Annotated in this window: 22 protein-coding genes and 1 other RNA gene; 14 read left to right on the forward strand and 9 right to left on the reverse strand. The window is 38.8% G+C overall.

Features of this window, described 5'->3' with window-relative positions; translation table 11 throughout:
* Positions 1-143 precede the first annotated feature (143 nt).
* On the reverse strand, positions 144-1,412 hold the full coding sequence (locus H5115_RS14600) for an HlyC/CorC family transporter (protein ID WP_002962198.1): 1,269 nt from the start codon (positions 1,410-1,412) through the stop codon (positions 144-146).
* Between the two features lie 61 nt (positions 1,413-1,473).
* On the reverse strand, positions 1,474-2,280 hold the full coding sequence (locus H5115_RS14605; RefSeq protein ID WP_182756020.1) for an inner membrane protein YpjD: 807 nt from the start codon (positions 2,278-2,280) through the stop codon (positions 1,474-1,476).
* A gap of 252 nt (positions 2,281-2,532) precedes the next feature.
* On the opposite strand from H5115_RS14605, the gene ffh reads away from it, so the two are divergent.
* The 6 genes from ffh to tyrA all read left to right on the forward strand — a co-directional run bounded on the left by ffh (position 2,533) and on the right by tyrA (position 7,503).
* Positions 2,533-3,912, forward strand: coding sequence for a signal recognition particle protein (gene ffh, locus H5115_RS14610; protein ID WP_002962194.1), 1,380 nt, complete (start codon positions 2,533-2,535; stop codon positions 3,910-3,912).
* A 260-nt stretch (positions 3,913-4,172) separates the two neighbouring features.
* The gene (gene rpsP, locus H5115_RS14615; RefSeq protein WP_002962192.1) at positions 4,173-4,421 is read left to right on the forward strand and encodes a 30S ribosomal protein S16; all 249 of its coding nucleotides are present in this window, start codon (positions 4,173-4,175) and stop codon (positions 4,419-4,421) included.
* Positions 4,422-4,438: 17 nt separating this feature from the next.
* Positions 4,439-4,975, forward strand: coding sequence for a ribosome maturation factor RimM (rimM, locus tag H5115_RS14620; protein ID WP_182756022.1), 537 nt, complete (start codon positions 4,439-4,441; stop codon positions 4,973-4,975).
* Positions 4,975-5,742, forward strand: coding sequence for a tRNA (guanosine(37)-N1)-methyltransferase TrmD (gene trmD, locus H5115_RS14625; RefSeq protein WP_149594286.1), 768 nt, complete (start codon positions 4,975-4,977; stop codon positions 5,740-5,742). Before rimM ends, trmD begins: the two co-directional genes overlap by 1 nt.
* A 33-nt stretch (positions 5,743-5,775) precedes the next feature.
* Positions 5,776-6,135, forward strand: coding sequence for a 50S ribosomal protein L19 (gene rplS, locus H5115_RS14630; protein ID WP_002962189.1), 360 nt, complete (start codon positions 5,776-5,778; stop codon positions 6,133-6,135).
* A 234-nt stretch (positions 6,136-6,369) separates the two neighbouring features.
* On the forward strand, positions 6,370-7,503 hold the full coding sequence (gene tyrA, locus H5115_RS14635; protein ID WP_182756024.1) for a bifunctional chorismate mutase/prephenate dehydrogenase: 1,134 nt from the start codon (positions 6,370-6,372) through the stop codon (positions 7,501-7,503).
* A gap of 61 nt (positions 7,504-7,564) precedes the next feature.
* On the opposite strand, the gene H5115_RS14640 is transcribed toward tyrA, so the two are convergent.
* Positions 7,565-8,722 carry a chorismate mutase gene (locus tag H5115_RS14640; RefSeq protein WP_002962945.1) on the reverse strand — a complete coding sequence of 386 codons (1,158 nt, stop codon included), beginning with the start codon at positions 8,720-8,722 and terminating at the stop codon, positions 7,565-7,567.
* A gap of 354 nt (positions 8,723-9,076) precedes the next feature.
* Here H5115_RS14640 and H5115_RS14645 point away from each other — a divergent pair, with 354 nt between their 5' ends.
* Positions 9,077-12,091, forward strand: coding sequence for an EAL domain-containing protein (locus H5115_RS14645; RefSeq protein WP_182756025.1), 3,015 nt, complete (start codon positions 9,077-9,079; stop codon positions 12,089-12,091).
* A gap of 12 nt (positions 12,092-12,103) precedes the next feature.
* On the opposite strand, the gene H5115_RS14650 is transcribed toward H5115_RS14645, so the two are convergent.
* A complete protein-coding gene (locus tag H5115_RS14650) occupies positions 12,104-12,433 on the reverse strand; it encodes a translation initiation factor (RefSeq protein ID WP_002962947.1) in 330 nt (109 codons plus the stop codon).
* Positions 12,434-12,568: 135 nt separating this feature from the next.
* Here H5115_RS14650 and H5115_RS14655 point away from each other — a divergent pair, with 135 nt between their 5' ends.
* The 4 genes from H5115_RS14655 (at position 12,569) to H5115_RS14670 (ending at position 16,510) form a co-directional block, all read left to right on the forward strand.
* On the forward strand, positions 12,569-12,874 hold the full coding sequence (locus H5115_RS14655; RefSeq protein ID WP_002962948.1) for an STAS domain-containing protein: 306 nt from the start codon (positions 12,569-12,571) through the stop codon (positions 12,872-12,874).
* Positions 12,874-14,523 (forward strand): SpoIIE family protein phosphatase, encoded by a 1,650-nt coding sequence (locus H5115_RS14660; protein ID WP_182756027.1) that lies wholly within the window; start codon positions 12,874-12,876, stop codon positions 14,521-14,523. The genes H5115_RS14655 and H5115_RS14660 overlap by 1 nt, the downstream gene beginning before the upstream one ends.
* A gap of 56 nt (positions 14,524-14,579) precedes the next feature.
* Positions 14,580-15,239 (forward strand): GAF domain-containing protein, encoded by a 660-nt coding sequence (locus H5115_RS14665; RefSeq protein ID WP_182671246.1) that lies wholly within the window; start codon positions 14,580-14,582, stop codon positions 15,237-15,239.
* An 80-nt stretch (positions 15,240-15,319) separates the two neighbouring features.
* Positions 15,320-16,510, forward strand: a complete 1,191-nt coding sequence (locus H5115_RS14670; protein WP_182756029.1) for an amino acid aminotransferase — start codon at positions 15,320-15,322, stop codon at positions 16,508-16,510.
* A 75-nt stretch (positions 16,511-16,585) separates the two neighbouring features.
* Here the strand turns inward: H5115_RS14670 and H5115_RS14675 are convergent, their stop codons facing one another.
* Positions 16,586-17,788: an aromatic amino acid transport family protein gene (locus tag H5115_RS14675; RefSeq protein ID WP_182756031.1), complete on the reverse strand. Its 1,203-nt coding sequence runs from the start codon at positions 17,786-17,788 to the stop codon at positions 16,586-16,588.
* A gap of 216 nt (positions 17,789-18,004) precedes the next feature.
* Here H5115_RS14675 and H5115_RS14680 point away from each other — a divergent pair, with 216 nt between their 5' ends.
* Positions 18,005-18,898 carry a DMT family transporter gene (locus H5115_RS14680; RefSeq protein ID WP_182756033.1) on the forward strand — a complete coding sequence of 298 codons (894 nt, stop codon included), beginning with the start codon at positions 18,005-18,007 and terminating at the stop codon, positions 18,896-18,898.
* Positions 18,899-18,903: 5 nt separating this feature from the next.
* Here H5115_RS14680 and H5115_RS14685 read toward each other — a convergent pair whose 3' ends face one another.
* Positions 18,904-19,782 carry an OmpA family protein gene (locus H5115_RS14685; RefSeq protein ID WP_002961265.1) on the reverse strand — a complete coding sequence of 293 codons (879 nt, stop codon included), beginning with the start codon at positions 19,780-19,782 and terminating at the stop codon, positions 18,904-18,906.
* Positions 19,783-19,984: 202 nt separating this feature from the next.
* On the opposite strand from H5115_RS14685, the gene rnt reads away from it, so the two are divergent.
* Positions 19,985-20,689: a ribonuclease T gene (gene rnt / locus H5115_RS14690; protein ID WP_165744211.1), complete on the forward strand. Its 705-nt coding sequence runs from the start codon at positions 19,985-19,987 to the stop codon at positions 20,687-20,689.
* Here rnt and H5115_RS14695 read toward each other — a convergent pair.
* Positions 20,673-22,298, reverse strand: a complete 1,626-nt coding sequence (locus tag H5115_RS14695) for a DUF342 domain-containing protein (RefSeq protein ID WP_182756035.1) — start codon at positions 22,296-22,298, stop codon at positions 20,673-20,675. The genes rnt and H5115_RS14695 overlap by 17 nt on opposite strands.
* A 260-nt stretch (positions 22,299-22,558) precedes the next feature.
* On the opposite strand from H5115_RS14695, the gene ssrA reads away from it, so the two are divergent.
* Positions 22,559-22,915, forward strand: a transfer-messenger RNA (tmRNA) gene (ssrA, locus tag H5115_RS14700).
* Positions 22,916-23,019: 104 nt separating this feature from the next.
* Here ssrA and H5115_RS14705 read toward each other — a convergent pair.
* Both H5115_RS14705 and H5115_RS14710 read right to left on the reverse strand, forming a co-directional pair.
* A complete protein-coding gene (locus tag H5115_RS14705; protein WP_310736290.1) occupies positions 23,020-24,126 on the reverse strand; it encodes a hypothetical protein in 1,107 nt (368 codons plus the stop codon).
* A gap of 156 nt (positions 24,127-24,282) precedes the next feature.
* Positions 24,283-24,579, reverse strand: coding sequence for a hypothetical protein (locus tag H5115_RS14710; protein ID WP_182756038.1), 297 nt, complete (start codon positions 24,577-24,579; stop codon positions 24,283-24,285).
* Between the last annotated feature and the right edge of the window lie 14 nt (positions 24,580-24,593).

Here is a 24,593-nt window from a genome sequence, read left to right on the forward strand (position 1 = left end):
TGGTCTTATTTAAGCTTCCAGCTAGACGAGAGGATAGAAGATATCCCCGATGGGTTAAGCCAAAACCATCTAAGTATCCCCATAAAAAGAAAGATGCCAGTCAGCTTAACTGACTGGCATTAGCCAATCGGCTCCTTTTATACTTAGCGAGAACGCTTATTAGGCTGAATCTTCACCTGTTTTATCATATTCTCTTTTACTTCGAGTACTTCAATAGGGTAGCCCGCAATACGTAGACTAATATTTGCATCGGGAATATCTTCCAAGTATTCAACAATTAAACCACTCAAAGTTTTTGGGCCGTCTAGTGGGAAATCCCAACCCATCTCTTTATTTAAATCGCGTACGTTAGCGCCGCCATCTACAATACAAGAGCCATCAGTTTGTGTTTCTACTTCTTCGCTTGGCGTACGAGTTTGTGTAGTTGTAAAATCGCCAACAACTTCTTCTAAAATATCTTCAAGCGTTACTAAACCTTGAATATCGCCATACTCGTCTACTACTAAGCCAATACGCTCTTTAGACTGCTGAAACTTTAACAGCTGAGTGTTAAGTGATGTTCCCTCTGGGATAAAGTAAATTTCGCGTACAGCACGCAGCAAAGATGGTTTATCAAATTGCTCTTTTGTAAGTAGACGAAGTGCATCTCGAGAGTGAATAAAGCCTACTGCGTCATCTATATTGTCGCGATACAACAACACGCGAGTATGTTGTGCATGGGTAAGCTGGCGACTAATTAGTTTCCAATCATCATTAATATCAATAGCCACAATTTCGTTACGTGGGATCATGATATCTTCAACGGTTACTTGCTCTAAATCTAAAATTGAGGTCAGCATACTTTGATGGCGAGCAGGGATAAGAGCGCCAGACTCATTGAGCACTGTTTTTAATTCTTCTTTGCTCATGCTGTGCTCGTCGATTTGAGCGGCACTAATACCAAATAATCGCAATATCCCGTTGGTCATCCAGTTAACGATAACAACAAAAGGAAAAAGAATTTTTAGTAACCCTTTAAGTATTATTGAGCTTGGAAAGGCAACTTTTTCAGGATAGAGGGCAGCAAGAGTTTTAGGTGTTACTTCGGCAAATATAAGCACGACTAAAGTTAACACACCCGTAGCGATAGCAATACCAAGGTCACCGTAAAGGCGAATACCTATAATGGTAGCAACTTGAGCTGCAGCTATATTGACAAGATTATTGCCAATTAAGATTAAACCGATGAGCCTATCTGGACGGCTAAGTAATTTACTGACTCGTTTAGCTGCACGATGATCCTCTTTAGCGAGGTGTCGCAGGCGTATACGATTGATTGACATAATTCCGGTTTCTGAACCAGAAAAATAAGCAGAAAAAAGCACCAAAAAACCTAAAATGATAAATAGGGTACTTGTCGATATGTCGTCCAACGATGGATCCTTTTCTTATAAATCAATGCGTATTAAGCTAGAGTGAGCAAGCAGAGTCAAGTTAAAACTTATTTAGTATCACTTCTTGTATGAAACGGCTGCCAAAATATGCGAGTGTGAGGACAAATGCAGCGACCATGATCGTAATAACCACAGGTTTACCGCGCCAACCCTTTTTCATATGCCCGATGGCTGCAATGGCAAAAATAGCCCACGCAACTAACGACAATATCGTTTTATGAATGAACTCTTTAGCAAACATCCCATCAAGAAATACAAACCCCGAGAGTAATGCGAACGTGAGTAATATGGTGCCTAAATTAAGGAGTTGGTAAAGCTGGCGCTCAACAACCATCAAAGGCGGAAGGTGACTATGCACAATTGCTAAATCTTTACGTTTTAAACGTTTATCAATAAAGTAGAACTGTACACCATATAAAGTAGCAATAATTAAAATACAGTAGGCCAATAGGGATAAGGAAATGTGTGTTACTAAGCCAACCTCAATATTAATGCTTTGCAGTAAAATATGATGAGGAATAAATAAACTGGCAATGGTAAGTAAAGCACCAAAACCATAAACAACGGGCAATAATAAAGTGGCAGGGAACTTTAGCGACACAGCTGTTACTGAAACGACAATAACCCAGCATGTTAAAAGGGAGACGTTTACAATACTTAAGTCTTGACCGTCGGATCTAAAAACAGAGTTAACTAACAGCAGCATATGCGCCACTATAGCAACAGTGCTCAATATGACGGTTACCTTTTGGCTAGGGCCTTGTTGATGAAACAGGCGTGAGAGCACGTGAGACGTTGCTAACACATAAAATAAACTGGCAATAATAGTTAAACTAATAATCAGCATTGTGCTTGGGCCACTTAATTTGAGACAAAATAATCCTTGTTGTTATATAGCCATTGTATTTTATAGCAAAGCAAATGCATAGACCTTAAAAAAAGAAACTCAACAAGGTGCACTTGAACACTGTATTGTAAGACGCTATATACGGTATACTACTTTTAATTGAAACTTAATAAGTCAATCCTGGTTAATTGAAAATTAAACTAACCGTAAAATTTTAATGGATTGATATAAACGTCTTATCGGAACCGTTACATGTTTGAGAACCTCCAAGAACGATTAGGTAAAACCTTAAAAAATATCAGTGGCCGTGGCCGTCTGACTGAAGACAACATAAAAGACACACTTCGCGAAGTGCGTATGGCATTTTTAGAAGCCGATGTGGCACTGCCTGTTGTTCGCGAGTTTGTAAAACAAGTTAAAGAACGTGCAGTTGGGGTTGAAGTTACAAAAAGCTTAAGCCCAGGCCAAGTATTTATAAAAATAGTGCGTGAAGAACTAGAAAAAGCAATGGGTGAGGCCAATGAAGAGCTAAGCCTAAATGCACAACCGCCAGCCGTTGTTATGGTAGCGGGTCTGCAAGGTGCGGGTAAAACCACCAGTGTAGCTAAGCTTGCTAAGTTTTTAAAAGAACGCAAAAAGAAATCAGTGCTTGTAGTAAGTGCCGATGTTTATCGCCCTGCTGCGATTAAACAGCTAGAAACGCTTGCTACAGAAGTTGACGTTGATTTCTTTCCAAGTGATATTTCGCAAAAGCCAGTGGATATTGCAAACGCTGCAATTTCTCATGCTAAAAAGAAATTTATAGATGTGGTACTTGTTGATACCGCAGGTCGTTTACATGTTGACAGCAACATGATGGACGAGATTAAAGATCTTCACAAAGCAATCAACCCAATTGAAACTTTATTCGTTGTTGATGCAATGACGGGTCAAGATGCGGCAAATACAGCTAAAGCATTTGACGAAGCCCTGCCACTAACCGGTGTAATATTAACAAAAACCGATGGTGATGCACGTGGTGGTGCTGCTTTATCTATTCGTCATATCACAGGCAAACCAATTAAATTTATGGGTGTGGGTGAGCGTACTGACGCACTAGAGCCTTTTCATCCAGACCGTATAGCGTCGCGTATTTTAGGTATGGGTGATGTACTTTCATTAATCGAAGAAGTCGAAATGAAAGTAGATAAAGAGCAAGCTGCCAAAGTTGCTGAAAAAGTATTTAAAGGTGCCGGTTTTACCCTTGACGACTTTGCTGATCAATTAAAGCAAATGAAAAATATGGGTGGCATGATGTCGATGCTTGATAAGCTCCCTGGTATGTCTAACTTACCAGATGCTGTTAAAGGCCAAATGGGTGACAAAACATTTATCCAAATGGAAGCTATTATTAGCTCAATGACTAAAAAAGAGCGCGCACGTCCAGAAATCATCAAAGGTTCGCGTAAAAAACGTATAGCAGCAGGCTCTGGTACACAAGTACAAGAGATTAATAAGTTGCTTAAGCAGTTTACGCAAATGCAAAAAATGATGAAAAAGATGAAAGGTAAAGGCGGCATGACTAAAATGATGCGCGGTATGAAAGGCATGTTACCACCTGGGATGATGGGTGGCGGTGGTCCTAAGTTTTAAAAAATACTTTTGAGTTATTTTTTAAAACAATAGCGAATCATATTTAAAGGAGCAAATAGCTCCTTTTTTGTTGAATAAATTATGCATGTAATACACCTTTAACCCTAATTTGTCGTTGAGATCACGGTTTAACCTACTAAACTGTCTTTTTGCTTCACTTCTTACTTGCGTTATTGCCAAAAACTCGTACAATTCCCCAGCTCCCCATTCTGGGGAGTAAATCTTATTAATGAAAACAGTCAATCTTTATAGAGGACGGTATGGTAACTATTCGTTTGCAACGTGGTGGCGCTAAAAAACGCCCTTTCTATCAAATTGTGGTTGCGGATAGCCGTTTCTCGCGTGACGGTCGCTTCATCGAGAAAGTAGGCTTTTTTAACCCAATTGCTTCAGGTCAAGAAGAAAAAATTCGTTTAGATTTACCACGTGTTGAACACTGGGTAGGTCAGGGCGCATCTCTTTCAGATCGCGTAGCTAAGTTAGTAAAAGACGCTCGTAAAGCGGCTTAATAGGCGTAAGTGTAACCATGAGTCAAGAGAACACCTCATCAATAATTGTCGTAGGAAAGCTCGGTGCCCCATATGGTATAAAGGGCTGGCTTAAGGTACATTCATTTACTGATGATCCCGTAGGGATCTTCGATTTCAGCCCGTGGTTGATAGGGCAGCAAGGTAAATGGCAGTCCTTAGAAGTGGTCGACTGGCGTCGCCACAACAAAGGCTTTATCGCTAAATTTGCGCAGATAAACGACCGAGACGAAGCAATGGCTTATACCCATGCTGAAATCTCAATGGATGCAGCGCATTTACCAGAACTTCCGCAAGGTGAGTTCTATTGGCGAGATCTCATTGGCATGTCTGTTGTAACCGATAAAGGTTATAGCTTAGGCATTGTTGATGACCTTATGGAGACAGGGTCAAATGACGTACTAGTTGTGAAAGCAAACAGTAAAGACGCATTTGGTCAAGCTGAACGTTTGATTCCTTTTTTAACTGATTCAGTTATTAAAGAAGTTAAATACGACGCAAGAGAAATTACCGTAGATTGGGAACCAGGGTTTTAATGACGCAAACTAGTTCATTATGGGTAGGGGTTATAAGCCTTTTTCCAGACATGTTTGACGCTATTACAGACCAAGGTGTTACCGGTCGCGCAGTAAAAAATGGTTTAATTGATTTTAACTGTTGGAATCCGCGAGACTACGCTTTAGATAAGCATAGAACCGTAGATGACCGTCCTTACGGGGGCGGACCAGGTATGTTAATGATGGTTGAGCCATTAAAAAAAGCGATTGCCGAAGCTAAAAAAGCAGCTGGTGATGGCGCTAAAGTAATTTATATGTCCCCGCAAGGGCGCAAACTTGATCAGCAGGGCGCTGGCGAACTCGCTAACTCTAATAAACTGATTTTGATTGCCGGTCGCTATGAAGGTATAGATGAGAGAATAATAGAATCATATGTTGACGAAGAATGGTCAATTGGTGATTTTATTTTGAGTGGTGGTGAACTACCTGCCATGACATTAATTGACGCAGTAGCGCGATTAGTGCCAGGTGTGTTAGGTCATAACCAGTCAGCAGAACAAGATTCGTTTTCGGATGGCTTGTTAGATTGTCCACACTATACACGACCAGAAACATTGGACGACAAACAGGTTCCTGCTGTATTACTCAGTGGAAACCACCAAGAGATAGCAAAGTGGCGGCTTAAGCAGTCATTAGGTAGAACTTGGTTACGACGTCCTGACTTGTTGCATAACCTAGCTCTGACTGAGGAGCAAGCGGTATTACTCGCAGAATTTCAGCAAGAGTACCAAAAAGCTTGTGGCTAGAAGACAGTTACACCTAGGAAAGTGAGAAACATAATGGCAAAAGTAAACCAAAATATTATTAAAGCGCTTGAAGATGAGCAGCTTAAAACAGACGTACCTGCATTTGGCCCTGGTGATACAGTGGTTGTACAGGTAAAAGTAAAAGAAGGTGCTAAAGAGCGTCTACAGGCCTTTGAAGGTGTTGTAATCGCTAAGCGTAATCGTGGTCTTCACTCAGCATTCACAGTTCGTAAAATTTCGAACGGTGAAGGTGTTGAGCGTGTATTCCAAACGCACAGCCCTCTTATTGATAGCGTAGCAGTTAAGCGTCGCGGTGCAGTTCGCCGTGCTAAGCTTTACTACCTACGTGAGCGTTCTGGTAAATCTGCACGTATTAGAGAAAAACTTAACTAATACGCGCTGTTTATCAACGCAAAAAAACGGGTTGCATCCTTCGGGTTGCAACCCGTTTTGGTTTTAGAATATTATTTTCTCAATTCTCAATTCTCAATTCTTATTTCCTCATTAGTAAAATTTAAGCTTTAGCCTTTTATCAGTTAGCTGATCCTGTTAGTATTTATCGTATTGATTAGTTTACTTTTATGTAAATTTATATTTACGTTATTTGTTTTTTAAGGTGGTATGAACGTGGCTGACATAAGTGATTTAGCACAGCTGAGAGAAGGTATAGATGAATGCGACGCACAACTTGTTGCCTTACTTGCTAAACGTAATGGTATTACGCAAAAAATTGGTGAGATAAAACAACAAACAGGCGCGCCTTTACATGCACCTAATCGTGAAGCAGAGCTATTAGCGGCAAGAAGACAAGAAGCGATAAATCAAAATGTAAGCCCCGATCTAGTAGAAGATATACTAAGACGCATGATGCGAGAAGCCTATCAAAACCAACAAGCAAAACTTGCATGTGCAGCGCCAGAGCTTTCGCCAATTGTTATTGTAGGTGGCCAAGGTGCTATGGGGCAGCTATTTGCTCAGCAGTTTATTCGCTCAGGTTACGAAGTTAAAGTTTTAGATAAAGATCAGCAAAACGATGCGCAAAATATTTTAAAAGGTGCCAAGCTGGTAATGATTAGCGTACCAATTAATGCATTGGACGCAGTAGTTGCTAAGTTACCTAAACTAGATGATGACTGTTTACTAGTTGATATTACATCGGTAAAGCAATCGCCTATTAAAGCACTAAAAGCTGCGCACAGTGGCCCTGTGGTTGGTTTGCATCCTATGTTTGGCCCTGACATATCACACTGGGTAAAACAAACGGTCGTTGTATGTGAAGGGCGAGAGCACCAAGCGGCAAAAGGCTTGTTACAGCAGTTACAAGTATGGGGTTGTCAGCTTGTTGAGCTTGATGCTAAAAAGCACGACGAAGCAATGCAAATTATTCAGGTAATGCGCCATTTAACAACATTTGTGTACGGACAGTTTTTAGCAAAACAAAGTCATACACTAGAAGAGTTACGTAGTTGCTCGTCACCTATATATCAATTAGAGCTGATGATGGTAGGGCGTTTATTTGCGCAGTCGCCGGAGTTGTACTCAGATATTATGTTAGCGCAATTCGATGATGTAGAGAGCCTACTCGCACAGTACCAAGACACTTTTGCAAGTACATTGGAAAAATTAAAAGCAGGAAATAAAGCAGCGCTTATTGATTCTTTTGCGCAGGCGAAAGTTTACTTTTCTGACTCAACAGAGCACTTTTTAACACAAAGCCGAAGCTTATTAAATAAAGCAAATGATTCAAAAGTTTTAGACTAATACTTGTCACTTTTTACTAAAAAGGGCCGATATCGGCCCTTTTTAATTATGAAAGTGTGTATTAGGTATTAACGCTTACAGCCTGTAATGACTCGCTTTGATAGCAGCCTAAAATACGCACATATTGGGTGTGTTCTTTAAGCTCTTCTAGTGCTTCTTTTACTTGGCTATCAGCTAAGTTTGCTTCAAGATCTACATAAAATACTTCTTCCCACGGATTGCCCGGAGTTGGGCGCGACTCAAGTTTTACTAAATTAATCTTATGCTGCTTAAAAATCATCAACGCATCGGCTAGTGAGCCCGCTTGCTGTTTTGTCGACATGATTAAGCTAGTTTTAGTTGGAATTTGGTTAGACACTTGCAGAGGTTTACGCGCAACAACAATAAAGCGGCTATGGTTTTCGCTTTGATTAGCAAGATTTGATTTGATGACTTCAAGGCCGACATTTTTTCCTGCTTGTGCAGAGCCAATTGCAGCACTATTTGGTGTGTTTAGAGCTGATTGTAATGCGCTTGATGTAGAGTCACAAGTTTCGTGTTGTAAATCACCTAAGCCCTGTAAAAAACGGCTGCACTGTGCAAATGGTTGTGGATGTGCAAATACTTTTGTTAGTTGGCTAAGTTCAGTATCAGGGTTTGCGAGTAAGCAATGCTCTACACTGTGAGTGACTTCTCCAACAATAGAGACTTGTGCGTGCTGTAATAAGTCAAATACTTCGTTAATGCTACCAGAGCTTGTGTTTTCAATCGGTAATAAACCAAAATCAGCTTGGCCGTTTTCTACTTTACCTGTTATTTCGTCAAACGATGTACAGCCAATTTCAATTAATTTACCAGGGCGGCGACTAAAATATTTATGACATGCAAGCTGGCTATAAGAACCTTGACCACCTAAATAAGTTACACGGTGTGTTTCACTCAGTGCATCTGGATTAAGGTTTTTTTGTAACATTGCTTGTTGGTGTAAAACTGAATCTTCCAAAATAGTTTGAAACACATTATTTACGTAGTAAGCATCTAAACCCAGTGACTTACCATAACCAATTAATTTTTCTAGAAGTGCGAGTTCACGTGCTTCATCGCGAATTGGTTTGTTGTTGGCGATTTTATATTCAACCACACCGTGGCTAATGCGACGGCGTTTAGCTAATAACACGAGTAAGTCGGAGTCTATTTCATTTATATCGTGTCTTAATGCATTTAATACATCATTTGTCATTTTGGTATCCTCATTCCAAAAGTAGGCTGTTATTACACAGCAAAAACAAAAAAGCCTCCCTGTTGGGAGGCTTTACTATTCGATTGATTTTATCTCACAAACAGGTAAGCCTCTTCTATATAAAGAAGCTAAAAAACGAAAAAAAAGTGCGAGAGATAAATATGTTCATACGGTTAATGTATGGAGAGTTGCCAACAATGTCAATAAAGATCTAAATAAGCTTAGGGTACTATTTATTTACCTTAGGTGGTTATTATAGAAACTTTACAAATAATTTATAAATATGAATGCGGATCTGGTATATTTCGTTAACTGGTTCAAATAATAACAATTATTAATAATTAAGGTTGACCCGTGGTTTACAGACGGCCTCCATCTCGTTTTGGATTGAATTCTTTAAGTGTAAAACTTTCACTGCTTATATCTGCTATTTGTTTAATAGCAGGGGTATGTGCGGCTGCCTTAATGCTTAAATCTGAAGAGAAACAACTTGTTTTTGAAGAACATGAGGTGCTAAAAAGCTCTACAGATTTATTAGTGAAGCAGTTTAATGAGCGTATTAAAACAAAAATAAATATTGCTCAGCAAGCTAATAACGTAGTGACAGAGCAGCTTTTTCAATCTAATTCACCAATTAATTTAGGTAATAAATCACAATTACAGTTTAATAGCGATGGTACCATTCGAAGTGCCTCGGCTGATGGGTTATCAGCAGCATTTTTACCACAGCAAAATTACTCTCCTTTTTATAAACGCCTATTTAATGATTCTGAAATGTTATGGCGTATAATTTCTCCGACTCTGGTACATGACTTTTTTAACTTTTATTTAATTACCGATGACGATTTCATTCGTGTTTCTCCTCCAAACTGGGCATTAAATGCACCAGCCGAGTTTAGAGTTACGCAAGGTACAACGTATAAATATATTAAAAGTATGTTGGGGTCAGAGCGAGAGCCTGCATGGTCAAAAGTTTATTACGATACAGTATGGCGAAAGTGGGTTATTAGCTTACTAGTGCCTGTGTATGTTGATAACGAGTTTTTAGGTGTAACGGGAAGCGATATTTCCCTTAACAAACTTATTTCATTTTTACCTGTTGGCGATAAAGAAAAACACTTACTTGTATTTGATAGTAAAGGGCAATTGTTAGCCCATCCCAATCTAAACCCTGCATTATTAGCTGACTACGGTAGTGACAATAAAGCACTCGCTACTAACGAATTTGTAAACCCAGAACTGCAGTCAATTATTGACGATGCAATTGCGGTGAAGTTACCAGAATACGCCAATTCATTTGAACAAAATGATGAAGCTCACATTATTAATATCCGTAAAATTGATGATTTAGATTGGTACATAGGGGTTTATAAAAAACGTTCATCAACGTTATCTGCGTTACAAGATTTAAAACTGAAGTTTTTTGGACTCTTTATTTTATACGCAATATTAGTTGCCTTATTGCTGCATCAGGCGCTTTATCAACTAGTGCTTCGCCGTTTACATACTTTAGTTTATGCAGTAACAAGCTTTGGTAAAGGCCAGCTAACAACAGAGTTTCCGCCAGAAAACAAAGATGAGATTGGTACCCTTAATGGCTCATTTAGAGACATGACGGTAGAAATCCGCAAGCTTATTGATGGTTTAAACCAAAGAATTACAGAAAAAGAAATTGCTGAGAAAGCAGCTAATCGTTTATCTAAAGCGGTCGCGTTCTCGGGCACTGGGGTTGTGATCACCGATGAAAATTTTGTCATTGAGTACGTAAACCCCAAAATGCTCGAAATGACAGGCTATCCAGAAAGCCATTTTAATAGAGCACCATTACTTAATATTATTGCCTCAGAAATGTCTATTTTAGTTGAAGATATAGACATAGATTTACGCAGCCGTAATTACTGGCGCGGGGACACATTAATAGCTGGTTTAAACAAAGAGCCAATTTGGGTGTCTTTAAGTGTTTCGCCAATTCGTGAAGAGGGCGGTGAAATAACCAGTTATGTAGCATCAGCACAAGATATTTCGTTTGTAAAAGAAAGTCAGCGTAAAATGGAACAACTAGCTTACTTTGACACCCTTACGGGCCTTGCCAACAGAACATTTTTTAGAATGCAATTGCGTAAATCAATGGCATTAGCAGAGCGCGGGCATTATGCATTTGCTTTGTTTTACTTTGATTTAGACGAATTTAAGCGTATTAACGACACATTAGGCCACGATGCTGGCGATCAATTATTAATTGAAGTGGCAAACAGACTTAAAAAACGTTTACGAGCTGAGGACACCATAGCGCGCTTAGGTGGTGATGAATTTGCAGTATTGCTAAGCGGTATAGAAAGCCAAGCTCATGCGGCTGATGTTGCCAATACAATTCAAAAAACACTGAATGTGCCTATAAAACTAGGTAGTAACGAAGTTATTGTCAGTGCAAGTATTGGTATAACTATGGCTCCTTACGACAGCTTAGAGGAAGATCAGTTGCTTAAACATGCTGATTTGGCAATGTATGAGGCAAAAGCAAAAGGGCGTAATACATTCCACTTTTATAGCCAAGAATTAAACGCAGCCGCAAATGAGCGTTTATTTATCGAAAATGAGCTACGTATAGGGCTCAAAGAAAAGCAGTTTGAAGTTTACTATCAACCTCAAGTTGATAGCCGTACTCATCAGGTTATTGGCTATGAAGCGTTATTAAGATGGTTCCACCCAGCTGAAGGCGTAATCCCTCCAGATAAATTTATTCCTATTGCAGAAGCGACAGGCCTTATAGTTGAATTAGGTGAATGGGTGCTTCAAGAGTCTTGTGATTTTGCCGTAAGATTGGCAGAACAAGGTCTAGAAAATAATATATCGATAAACTTATCGGCCCGCCAGTTTAAAGATTCAAGCTTAGTTACAATGCTGAGCAAAATGATAATTAAGTCGGGCGTTTCAGCAAAGCGCCTTCACTTAGAGCTGACCGAAAGCATGCTAATGGGTAATGTAGAGGCAGCCATTACACAATTGCACGAGCTTAAAGCATTAGGTATATCTATTTCTATTGATGACTTTGGTACAGGTTATTCGTCGCTCAGTTACTTAAAACGATTCCCGGTTGATATATTGAAAATTGACCGTTCATTTGTAAAAGATATCCCAGAGGATACGAATGATATGGAAATCACTGCAGCTATTATTGCCATGGCGCAAAAGTTAAAGCTAGACGTCGTTGCAGAAGGGGTTGAGACAATAGAGCAGATGCAGTTTTTACAAAATAATAATTGCTTCATTGTGCAAGGTTATTATTTTAGTAAGCCAATTGCTGAGCACGATCTACCGAATTTGTATGAAAGGTTAAATGAACTCGCAAATAGCGAAGTAATTAGTTAATAAAATTGCGGGTTAACCACCCGCAATTTTAACTTTAAATTTTAACGCTTCTAAAATACCTTTTAGTTTATCTCGGTCATCACCTTGTACTTCAATAATGCCTTCTTTTACTGCGCCGCCTTGGCCCATTTTGCTTTTTATAGTTTTAGCTAACTTTTTTAAATCGTGATCTTTTGGATCAATGCCAACAACTAGCATTACGCCTTTGCCTTTACGCCCTTTTGTTTGACGCTCAATGCGAATAAAACCATCTTTAAAAAGTTTAGCGTGTAACTCTTTTTCTGGTTTTGGCTGGTCAATGCGACCCGTGCTAGTTGAATATACTAAGTGACTATCACTCATACCTTACCTTTGTGCATAAAAATGAATTAAATACTGGTGTAAATGATAGCAAATTTGAAGTTGTGTGTTTTTCTTTTTGCTAAATACTTTTAACAGGTTATATTTAGTTCAAAGGAAATATTATTGGAGTTTACTATGAGTTTAACTAAGAATGAATCAGTCGATGGCACTACATTAACAATACAAATTAAAGGTAAGTTTGATTTTAATTTAGTGCAATCTTTTCGCCAAGCTTATGCTCAAATGAGCGAAAAAACAGTAAAGGTTATTATCGATTTAAGAGAGACTGATTATATGGATAGTTCAGCACTTGGCATGTTACTTAATATGAAAAAAACCATTGATAGCCAAGTGAAAACCATCGAGATAAGTAACTGCCAACCTCAGCTTAGAAAAATCCTACAAATTTCACGTTTTGATAAAAAGTTTGATATTAGCTAATGATACATGTGTTGATTGTTGACGATCAGGCGCTCAATCGCATTTTACTAAGTAAAATGCTTGAGCAGGAAGGTTATAAAATCTCATTGGCTTACAATGGGCTAGATGCACTTAATGTACTTAAAAGAGAGCAAATAGACATTGTTCTACTTGATGTTTTAATGCCCGTAATGGATGGTTTTGAAACCGCTGAAAAAATAAAACAGCAGTATAGTGAGGTATACTTACCGATTATTTTTATAACCTCCTTAGACGATCAAGCAAGTTTTGAGCGCTGTCTTGCGGTAGGTGGCGATGACTTTATTCATAAACCATTTGAAAAAGTTATTTTGCATGCAAAAATTAAAGCACATAGCCGCACCAGAGAGTTGAGTAAAAAATCAAATCAACAAAAAAAGCTGCTTGAATATCATCACAATCAAATTGAACGTGAACACGAAATAATTGAGCATATTTTTAATAACTCATTAGAGAATCAAGGCAAGTTTAAAGAATACCTCGATTTTAATTTATCGCCGGCGTCTATGTTTAACGGCGATATGTTTTTAGTGGCGCAAAGTCCAATAGGCAATCTGTATTGCATGTTGGGAGACTTTACCGGGCACGGTTTAGCGGCAGCTATTGGGGCATTACCTATCTCTCGTGTTTTTTATACTATGGTACAAAAAGGCATGGCGATTAATGACATTGCCTGTGAACTAAATACATTGCTTTACAACCTCCTACCTGGACACATGTTTTGTGCTGCAACCATTATAGAGCTTAGTGCATCCGGTAAAAGTATTTCTGCATGGATGGGCGGCCTGCCAGATGCATATCTAATAGATAAAGACGGTAATGTAAAACAAACATTAGAGTCGCAACATATGGCACTGGGGATTTTAGACGACCAAGAGTTTGAATATGAAGTTATTCACTTTGAAACAAATAGTAATACACGCCTAGTACTAGCAACCGACGGTATTATAGAAACAGCAAACAAAGAAGATACATTTTTTGGGGAAGAGCGTTTTTTACAAACCTTAAAAAGTAAATCGATGATTAGTAGCGAAGATATAGTGGCTAATGTTACTAATTTTGCTGATGGCACTAAACAGCAAGATGATTTAAGCATTGTTTTACTAAATTGCCTGCCTTTGGTTCCTGAGGAGCAAGAGCGAGAAGCATTCTCTACTTTAGCGTTTAATTTATCTTTGAGTTTAAACTCAGAACAAATAAAAAAAACAGACCCCGTTTACGACGTTGTTAATATTTTAAGCAGTGTTGAGGGGTTAAATGCTCACCGCTCTAATATATTTTTACTGTTGTCTGAGGCTTATAACAATGCGCTTGATCATGGTGTATTAGGGCTAGACTCAGAGATTAAAAAGCAAGAAGACGGCTTTTTTCGATATTACGAATTAAGAGAGGCAGCTCTTGCTAAACTTACAGATGCTATGATTATTATTGATATGCGCTATTGCCCCGACACGCTCAGTTTATATTTCATTATTTGTGACTCAGGCCGAGGGTTTAGTAGTAAGCACGATGAGTTGGCAAAGGTTAATAATGAATTTGGTAGAGGGGTGTCTTTACTAGAAGAAATAGCCGAAAAGGTAACTTATAACGCCAGCGGTAACCAAGTTGAAATGTGCTACAAGTTGAGCTAGCTCTGCAAAAATATCCATGCTATTATTCTCGAAACTTTAGATGTATGGATGGCCAAATGATTTCTTCTTACCTAAAAAAAGCACAACTAAGTGCTAATCCAGCTTTGATTTCAACAGAGCTTGAAAAGCTTGAGCTACATTTAGCAAACACAGCTTTGCCTGATGTATGTTGGGAGTATCAAATACCTGAGCTTGGCGAGGGCGGTGCGTGTAGTTTATTTGGTTACCTACAAGATGAGCCATTCAAATTAACTGATTATCTTGAAAATGATGAGCAAACCCAGTTCAAGCTAGCTAATTTACAAAGTATTGTGAGCTACATTGAGCACCAAACAAGTGTTGATTGGTATGGTATTTATCAATCAACTAATACTAGTGAAGGTAAGCAACTATTAAAATTGGCTTATCATGGTGTGCCTAGTCGTCCGTTGTTCCCTTTAACGCAAGCATTTGCGGCAGGTAGTAATAACGTGCAGGTTGCGCTATCTCACAAGGGCCGTATTATTAATAACGTTGAAGAGTACTTATCACAAGGTGGTGAATACTACACATGCGATCCTAAAGTTAAATCAGAAACCTGCTTACCTTTATTTAATACACAAAATGAATGCGTTGGTATTGTAGATGCAGAAGCTTTTAAAAATGATTTTTTTGATGAAAAGACGCTTGCCGTTTTAATTGCATGTTGTATTAAAATTCCTCACTTTCTAGTGTAAATAACGCTAGTCAACATGATGTGCTTTTATGTTAAGCTTAGCTTAACAGCTAACCCCTAAATAACGATAAGAGATAGCCAATGTTCTCAGTATTAAAACCATTACCAACAGATCCTATTCTTGGCCTTATGGCGGCCTATAAACAAGATACAAACCCTAATAAAATTGATTTAGGTGTAGGTGTCTACAAAGATGAGCAAGGCAATACACCGGTTCTTAAAGCGGTTAAAAAAGCTGAAGCGTTTCGTCTTGAAAACGAAATGAGCAAATCTTACATTGGTTTAGCGGGTAACTTAGATTACTGCCAAAAGATGGAGCAGTTACTACTAGGCGAACATCAAGCATTGCTAGCAAATCGCGTACGTACTGCGCAAGCGCCAGGTGGTACGGGTGCACTTCGCGTTGCAGCTGAATTTATTAAGCGTTGCAATGCAGATGCAACAGTATGGGTAACTAATCCAACATGGGCAAACCATATTAGCTTGTTTGAAGCTGCAGGCTTAACAGTAAAAGAATACCCGTATTACGATTACGAAAATAAAGACTTACTGTTTGATGAAATGATCAACACACTTAAACAAGTGCCTAAAGGTGATGTGGTTTTAGTGCATGCATGTTGTCATAACCCAAGTGGTATGGACTTAAACGAAACACAGTGGAACACAGTTGCCGAACTTGCAAAAGAAGTTGGCTTTACACCACTTGTTGATATTGCATACCAAGGCTTTGGTGCTTCACTTGAAGAAGATGCACGTGGCTTACGTATTTTAGCTGATGCAGTAGAAGAGCTAATTATTTGTTCTTCATGTTCTAAAAACTTTGGCTTATACCGCGAGCGTATTGGTGCATGTTCACTAATTGCAAAAGATAGCGCAACAGCAGATATTTCAAACTCTGTAATGCTAAGCGTTGTACGTAGTATTTACTCAATGCCGCCAGCGCATGGTGCTGATATTGTTAATACTATTTTAAGCAGTACAGAGCTTACACACTTATGGCACTCTGAGCTTGATGAAATGCGTAGCCGCATAAATGGCTTACGTAGCTTAATTAAAGAAAGCTTAGCAACTAAAGATATTGCGCAAGACTTCTCATTTATTGAACGTCAAAACGGTATGTTTTCTTTCTTAGGTATTAATAAAGAGCAAATTGCTCGCCTACAAAAAGAATATGGTATTTACATTGTTGGTTCTAGCCGCGTAAATGTTGCAGGCGTTAGCCAGTCAAATATTGAATACTTTTCAAATGCTGTAGCTGACGTTTGTAAATAAACGCAGTTAATATAAAAAACCGCACATCATTTCTAATGATGTGCGGTTTTTTATTATCTAAATTAAAAAAAAGCTTTAACCGATGGCAGGAATTAGTCCCGCCATTTGCATAAACTGCGCAGTAATAATCGTTATGCCACATATAGCTGCTATGCCAAGCCCAACATTCCCACTTTTAACTTTGTAGCCTGTTTTACTTGATGTTGTACGCTGTTTATAAACCATTGCTACAGGCAAAAATATTGCAAGTACGACAAGTGCTATTGCAGCGTAACCTAAAGCCATAATAAAGCCTTGAGGATAAAATAATGCAAAGCCAAGCGGCGGGATAAACGTAATTAAGGCCGTTTTAATTCGGTCCGTTTTATTGTCACCTTTTTTAAATGTATCAGCAAAAAAATCAAATAACCCTAAACTCACCCCTAAAAATGATGTCGCAAGTGCTAAATCAGCAAATAACTTAACGGCCGTTGCCACACTTGGGTTATGCGCAATACTTGCCACGCTTGATACAAAGCCACTAAGGCCTTGGCTGTTGAGTAAGTCAGCTTGGCTCATAATACCTTGGCTAAGTAGTTGCCAAAAAATATAAATGACTAAAGGGAGGGCGGCTCCAGCAATCATTACTTTGCGCAGTACTTTTATTTCTACACCAACATATTTAACAATAGAAGGAATAGAGCCATGAAAGCCAAACGAAGTAAATATAACCGGTATAGCCGAAAGGATTAATCCTTGCTCTACAGGCATCTCTAATAAATGCTTACCTTGTACATAAGGGGTTAGCATGTAAAACAAACTAGCTAATACAATAATTTTTATTGTAAATAACACTCTATTTAGTTTATCTACCTTGCTAGTGCCCAACGTTACCACACTTGCAATAATAACAGCGAGGATCACAGAGCCAAACTGTGGGGCTATATTTACATCAAAGCCTATATTTATACGCGCTTGGAGTTGTGCACCACCACCTGCAATATAAGCAGCGCATAAAGCGTAAAATAAAAAAACCATCGAAAAATTCGCGATGTATTGTCCGCGCTTTCCAAGCCATAATTTAGCCAACGTATTTAACGTTGCATCGCGTGGTGCATATTGGTGTAGCTCTAGCATGAGTAGTGCGGTGTAGGTCATTAGTAACCAGCTAGCAATTATTAATGCAAGCGCGGTACTAAACCCAAGCCCGGCAGATGCAATTGGCAGTGCCAACATACCTGCACCAATAGTTGTGCCTGCAACAATTAACATGCTTCCAGTTGTTTTATTTTTAAGCACTTAATTACCTTAATTATTATTAATATACATGCACGATATAACTAGTTACTCAAATCTCAAATAGTTTTGTAATAAAAGAGCTGTATTAAAATGTAACTTACAATTTACAACTGTATTTATTAAGGACTTGTATGCATTTAAAAGTATTAAAATAGGGTGGTGAGGGTATAATTTTATGTACGTTGGATTGCGTTATAAAACGCTAAGGATTGGCATGTGCCGGTAAAAGTATCGTATTTTTTAATGGTTCTTATATGGTCCACTACACCACTGGGTATAGTGTGGAGTAGTGAAACAGTATCGCCAACGCTTGCTATATTAATGCGTATGCTGGTGGGGTTGTTTTTAGGTGGTTTAATTGTTGCCATAACAAACATTAGAGTACCTTGGAGCAAGAATGCGTGCTTACTTTATTTTTATTCGAGTATAGGTATTTTTGGCGGTATGTTACTGAGCTATATGGCAGCTAAAACAGTCCCTTCGGGTATTATTTCGCTTATGTTTGGCCTTGCACCTATTTTGTCAGGGTTGCTTGCTCAGCAATTACTAAATGAACCTAAATTTAGCCCGATTAAATTAGTGGCGTTAGCGTGCGCCCTAATCGGCTTATATTTTGTTAGTTATAACCAAGTACAAAACTCGCAAACTCAAGGGCTCGGGTTACTTTATGTGTTTATGGCTGTTTGCTTTTTTAGCTTAAGTGGTGTGATGATTAAGCGCGTACAAATTGCGATTCACCCTATGGCGACAACATTTGGTGCCTTAGTTTTTGTAACCCCACTCTTTTTTATTGCTTGGTGGTTATTAGATGGTCAGTTGCATATACAAAACTGGAGTGCAAAATCATTGTGGGCAATTGGTTATCTAGGTGTGTTTGGATCTTTAGTTGGGGCTTTGGCGTATTTTCATGTACTGCAAAACCTAAATGCGAGTACGGTATCACTTACTACGCTCATAACCCCTAGCTTTGCGTTAGGCTTAGGAGCTTGGCTAAACAATGAGCCATTAAGCCAAGAGCTAATCATTGGTGCGGTTATTATTTTAATTAGCCTAGGTTTTTTCCAATTTGGTGATAAATTTTTAAAGCGAAAGAGAGTAAACACAAATTAGTTTTACTACATTTTCTCTATTTGAATAATTAAACGACGGTTTTTGTCTCGGCCTAAAATGTTATCGTTATTATCAACAAAGCGTTTTTCGCCTAAACCGGTGGTTTGCACTTTTGCTTCATCGACACCCAAGCTCACCATATAATCTTTTATAGTTTTGGCGCGCTTGCGCGATAAATCTAAGTTATTCCAGCGGCCGCCATAGCTATCAGTGTATGAGTCAATACTAATGGACTCTATGCTTGCATCATTTTTTAAATACTCAGCAATCTTATCAAGGCGTTGTTGCGACGATTTAGTTAATTTACTGCTGTTAGATTGATAGTTCATTACAGTAAACGAAATATCTTCAAAGCTGTAAGGGAGTAGCTCATCACGGCATTGTAAAAAAGCCCAGTAAGCTTGTTTAAAGTTTACGCTCGATATACCAACGGCAATTTTATCGGCACTGTTTTGCCAGTCTTGATAATAAAAAGTAGGGTAGTAGCCTTTTTCAAGCTCGCTAAGCATCTCCCATGCGGTTTTATTGCCCAGCTCGCCATCAAACTTTTTAAGTAATTTCATATTTGCAATATCGCGAGCCGGTAAGCCTGCACGCCAAGACGGTGGCACGGCTTTTAAACCAGCAATTGCGTAGTTATCTGGGCGTACAACCATATCTAAATTAAACGTTAAGTTTTTATTTTTACTTGCTGAAGCTTTAAAAATAGCTTCCCCATAATAAGGAACCTCATGATTTAATTGGCATTGTAAGCGCGTTGTTTTAACGACTTCCCAGTTGGAGTTGTCTTGGGTTGCTGTATATTGGCGCATAGCAGCTTGCGAGTGAGTACTGTAAAGCACTGCACTTATACTAAGGCTAATAAATAACAACTTATACTTCATGGTGCTCTCCAGCTATCCGGGAATGACAATAATTTGGCAAATTAACGACTGCAATGATTAGTTTGTTCTCTACGTAACTAACTTACAAGTTAAAGCAAGTTATGTGCCTACAATTTTAAAGCAATAAATACTTAAATCCCCTAGCCTAGGGGGCATCAATTTTGACATAATAGTCAGCTTACACGTATAAACAAAGAAGACTATGGCAAATACTGAGCAAACACCTTTCGCAAAACGCTTTCGTGGATTTTTTCCTGTTGTTATTGATGTTGAAACTGCTGGTTTTAACAAAGAGACAGATGCCTTGTTAGAAATAGCAGCTTCTGTTTTAAAAATGGATGACGAAGGACTGCTCAGCATAGATCATACTGTTCATTTTCATGTTCAGCCATTCGAAGGCGCTAATATTGAACAAGCAGCCATCGACTTTAACGGTATAGACCCGTTTTCACCATTACGTGGCGCAGTACCTGAAGACGAAGTAATTAAAGAAATATGTAAAGTAGTACGCAAAGCGCAAAAGGCCGCTGGGTGCCAACGCTCAGTTATTGTGGCGCATAATGCCGCATTCGATCATGGCTTTTTAAATGCAGCAATAGAGCGTAATAACATTAAGCGTACGCCATTTCATCCATTTGTAAGCTTTGATACAACATCTTTAGCGGGTTTAGCGTTAGGGCAGACTGTATTAGCAAAAGCATGTAGAGCGGCAGGTATCGAGTTTGATAACAGCCAAGCACACTCAGCGCTTTACGACACAGAACGTACAGCTGAGCTTTATTGTTTAATAGTAAATCGCTGGCAGCAATTAGGTGGTTGGCCATTAGCGCCAACCGACGATTGCGACGCTAATGCCGAAGTTGAAACTGAGACACAAAATAACGAAGAAACTAAAACGTCTGAGTAATTTTACCCTCAGTTAGCTTAACTAGGTGGGGCGGGTAAATACGCGAAAATTGTTTAGAATCTTTCGCTATTTTAAGCTCCACACCAGGGTGCATTAATTCATTTACTTTTAAACGACTACTGGCAAGTAATTGCACTATTTTTTGCTTAATAAGTAGTTTTTGACGATGAATATGCGCAGAGCGTATTTTTATATGCTTTTCATTTTCAGTTATCTTATTCATGAATTGCTGACGCTGAGCAGCCCCCGCAATTTTACTCGCTTTTTCACGAGCCTGTTGTAAAGCGGTTACTTTAGTCGCAAGTACTTTTTCAAAATCGGTTATTTGTGTTTGCTTTTGGCGAAGCTCAAACCAGAGTTGTGCTAAAAATACGCGTGTTTTAGTACCGGCTGGCGCGCCTAGCTCACCCGTTTCAATGCGCATAGCATCTAAAATGTTACCGCCAATAATTTTACCTCGCGGATCATTTGCTTTGCCTACACGTATTAATCGCCTAGCGCTTAAATCACAATGTAGAGCTTGGCGTTCAATAAATAAATCTTGTTCTGATTTAATATTGCAGTACTGAGCATAACCAATAGAAATAGTTCGTTGAGCGGTTATAGAGCATGTAAATGCTTCCTCGCCTTCACGTTTTCTACCAATTGCGCCAAGCATAATGGTTACCGCACTTTTACTTTCAACAGCTCCTGATTCTACAAAACCCAGTACCGTAATATCACCATTGGCTTTTACACGCATGCCGTCTTTAATATCGCCAGTAATAATTACGCTACCATCAAAATCAACGTGGCCTGTACTTACATCTACATTATCAAAGCATAAAACGTCATCTACACGCATACCTCGGGGTAGGGCAACGGGCACACCTTTGCAGTCGGCAATAAGCATATTAGGATTATTAGGATCTACTTTTGTACCTTCGAAAGGCTGGAGTTGGTGATCTGTACCTGGTTTTGCACTAATTGAATCGCCAAATACCGTATAGCCATCTTCTCCAGGGGTAGCGGCAATACGCTGCATTAAGGGAGTACCAGGTTTTACGGTGATAATAGCGCCAAGATTTTTCATATCAACCTTACCGCCTTCTTTAGCTTGTGGGCTAAGCACACGGTCTTGGGCTGTTGAGCATAAACGCACAAATTTAGCATCGCTGCCTTTTTTAGGATTACGCCCATGTGCAATTATGGCGCTATAAGAGCTTCCTGCTGGTTTTTCAAATTGCTGGCCTAAAAAGGTATCAAGCGCGCGTGGGCTTATTCCTTTTTTAACACCTGCATTAGCAAGCGCTTTTTGTGCACCTTCCATAGACAAAAGCGCACCACCTTTAGCGGTAGTTAATGTTGCTTCTGCGACCATGTTTTTTTCATCAATATTAATGACAAGCGACGCATCTACCGCTTTAGCAACGACAAGTGATACTTCCTGATAGTTTTTAGTTGGCGCAAAAAGCTTTCCAATATTGGGAATGACAGCTTCGTACTCACTAAACTCAGATTGTTCGAGCATTTGCGTAAGCTGAGTACTCGTAACAGGAAAGCCACTATCAATAGGGTGACTAACTAAAGAGACAAACCCTGTATTTTGATCAAATGAAAAAACCGACATTTATTAATTCCCTACTCTATGCCTGTTATTATTTTTTTTTACAACTAAAGGTTTAGAAATGACAAAAACCTTAACTCCTTATTTGAACACAGGTTAAACACATTGTTAAGCAAATGTTTAGATGGGCTTGCATAAACTAAATTTTGGTTACTTAATGCTCGGTTAGTGCACGCAATTAAAATAAAGCGTTACTAGGCCTTGAGTATCAGTACTTTACTCAGTTATACTGTTTGCACGCTCTGGATTGAGTTACTAATTCAGGGGCTGATTAGGATTCGACGGAATTCAAGAAGCCCAAGGTGCATGTCGAGGTGCGGTTTGCCTCGTTAAACAGCCGCAACCTAAAGTAATCGCAAACGACGATAACTACTCTCTAGCAGCTTAGGCTGGCTAGCGCTCCTTCCATGTATTCTTGTGGACTGGATTTTGGAGTGTCACCCTAACACCTGATCGCGACGGAAACCCTGGCCGGGGTTGAAGCGTTAAAACTAAGCGGCCTCGCCTTTATTTACCGTGTTTGTCCGGGACTTAAAGGTTAATTAAATGACAATACTAAACATGTAGTACCGACGGTCGAGGCTTTTCGGACGGGGGTTCAAATCCCCCCAGCTCCACCAATAAAGGTTTTTGAACTCGTTATTCGAAAACCATAAGAAACCCGCAAATTTGTTAATCCAAATTTGCGGGTTTTTTTATGAAATTTATAAAGTAAAAATAAAGTTTAAGAATGTCTTATAGCACGTAGCTTTATTTTTATTGCAATCACAAGCAGGCTAAATAATGACAGCATACTTATTAACAACGTTAGGTTAAGTATGGGGTTACTTAGCTCATAGGTAGCGACAGGAGAGTTATTTATAGTTTGCGAGTTTTGATATTGCCTAATATAGCTTTGGCTGATCCAATCTACCGCGTTTATCCATTGTACTTTGGCGGGGTCAGTATTGTTTAGCATCCCTATTGCGTGCTTATCGTTATCTAAGCTTTTTGAAAGTTGTATCAGTTGCTGCCAAAATTCATTTTTAGGGCCTAGGTCATCTATTTCTTGCAGGTGCTGTTGTAATTTATTGCCCCCCATCGCTTTTATATCAGCTTGTCCTGTACTTTGCGCGTAGCTATTTATTAGCGATGAAAAGCGACTAAAGTACTCATTACTTTTTTGCTGTGTAGGGTTAGCTGTTTGCTCGTTTGTTACTTTTTGTGTTGGTTTATTTAGGCTATTTTGATCAATCAAATATTGTTTATAGTTTTGGTAACTTAAGCTGTTTGTAGTTGTGTTATTTGTGGTTCCATTATTTAGAGTGCCAAAGTTATTTTTAAGTGCATTAACACTGATCACTACGCCTATTATGGTAATAATACAAAGTGCGCAATAGCAAAAGTACAATGCGCTTTTTAAAGTGTTACGCAGTAGTTTATATTTATTATAACTTTGCTTAATAGCTGCAGCTGTATTTGGGGCTTCGTCTGTATCTAGGCGTTCGTTTTGTATTGAGATATTTTTGCCGTTAGTGCTTTCACTAATGTGTTTATCTGTATTTTTACTGTGCTCAGTGAGTGCTATTTGATTATTTTGAGACTGAGAGCTTACAGTAGAGAGTTGAGGTTCTACTTTAGTAATCAAACCTAGCTTTTTTAGTGAGGATTCTGTTTTAACAGCATCAATACTCGATAAGTCTTTTTTTAAAGCGTAAGCTTTTCCATCAAATAACTGAACAACTATATTATGAGGAATATTAAGAAGTTGGCTAAGTTTTTCTTGGGCAGAGGTAATGTCAGTATTTTGATATAACTGACCATTAAAAACAATTTTAAATGTGGCGCTCACGTTAGTACCTTGCTTGTGTAATTCCATTTTTGGAATTTTATTTTTATTATTTGATACACAAAGTTAACTTAACAGATAAAGGGTATGCTTTCTAATGATTTGCGATTAAAAAAGCCTTAACAAACAGCGTTAAGGCTTTGGCGTGTAGCTGTTACTTTATCGTTTAGCGAGTGATTTTATAGATTGCTTTTGATCACTTGCTGGTTGGGTTGCTTTGTCTATTAATGTTTCAAGTGGTTTATTTCGAACGCACATAAGTACTTTGTTCATTGCTTGGCATGTGCCTGTCGCTTTTTTATCATGGCTTGTGTAGCTGCAATCTTCATTAATGGCTTTTTCTTCACATGCTTCCCAAGGCGCGTTTGAACCGTGGCCTGCATGACTTAGCGCTGAGCATGAGGTAGCAAGTAAAAAGCCAGTGGTTAGTGCTTTTATTACGTTAAATATTTTCATTAGTATCTCAGTTA

Origin of the sequence: Pseudoalteromonas sp. SR44-2 (assembly GCF_014163745.1) — a bacterium.
Classification (GTDB): Bacteria; Pseudomonadota; Gammaproteobacteria; order Enterobacterales; family Alteromonadaceae; genus Pseudoalteromonas; species Pseudoalteromonas distincta.